The 1,083-nt window shown below is 66.0% G+C and carries 1 protein-coding gene; it reads left to right on the top strand.

Going from position 1 to position 1,083, the window contains the following annotated elements; translation table 11 throughout:
* The coding region (locus ACGFIV_RS36285; protein ID WP_392839621.1) for a (Fe-S)-binding protein at positions 1-1,083 on the top strand (1,083 nt) is incomplete at both ends.

Here is a 1,083-nt window from a genome sequence, read left to right as displayed (position 1 = left end):
CGAGGTGCTGGAGAAGGTCGGTCTGCTGCTGCACATCGGTGTCATGCTGGTGTTCCTGGTGATCGTGGTGAACTCCAAGCACCTGCACATCTTCACGGCGCCGCTGAACGTCATGTTCTCCCGCCGCCCCGACGGCCTGGGCGCGGTGCCCGAGATGCGCAGCAACGGCAAGGTGCTCGACTTCGAGGAGGCCGACCCCGACACCGACGTCTTCGGCCGGGGCAAGATCGAGGACACCACCTGGAAGGGGTTCCTGGACTTCTACACCTGCACCGAGTGCGGCCGGTGCCAGTCGCAGTGCCCGGCGTGGAACACCGACAAGCCGCTGTCGCCCAAGATGCTCATCCTGGACCAGCGTGACCACGCGTTCGCGATCGCGCCGTACCTGCTGGCCAGTGAGGAAGAGCGGGCGAACCTCCCCGAGGACGTGCTGGCCCTTGCGGGCAAGCCGCTGGTCGGCGAGGAGGGTGTGATCCACCCCGACGTGCTGTGGTCGTGCACCAACTGCGGCGCGTGCGTCGAGCAGTGCCCGGTCGACATCGAGCACATCGACCACATCATCGACATGCGCCGCTACCAGGTGATGATCGAGTCGAACTTCCCCTCCGAAGCGGGCGTCATGCTCAAGAACCTGGAGAACAAGGGCAACCCGTGGGGGGTGTCGGAGAGCAAGCGGGCCGAGTGGATCGAGGAGCTGGCCTCCCGGCCTGTCGACCCGATCGAGGTCCTGGTCATCGACGAGAAGGTCCCCGACGACCTTGAGTACCTGTTCTGGGTCGGCTGCGCCGGCGCCCTGGAGGACCGCGCCAAGAAGACCACCAAGGCCGTCGCCGAGCTGCTCCACATCGCCGGGGTGAAGTTCGGGGTGCTCGGCCCGATGGAGGCGTGCACCGGTGACCCGGCGCGCCGCCTGGGCATGGAGTTCTTGTTCAACATGCTCGCCCAGCAGAACATCGAGACCCTGAACGAGGCCGGGGTCAAGAAGATCGTGGCCACCTGCCCGCACTGCTTCAACACCCTGGCCAACGAGTATCCGCAGCTCGGCGGCATGTTCGAGGTGGTACACCACACCCAGCTGCTGGC

Source organism: Sphaerisporangium sp. NPDC049003, from assembly GCF_043197795.1.
Taxonomy (GTDB): domain Bacteria; phylum Actinomycetota; class Actinomycetes; order Streptosporangiales; family Streptosporangiaceae; genus Sphaerisporangium.
Note: the sequence above shows the minus strand (reverse complement) of the source record. Positions and strands in the feature narration are given on the sequence as shown.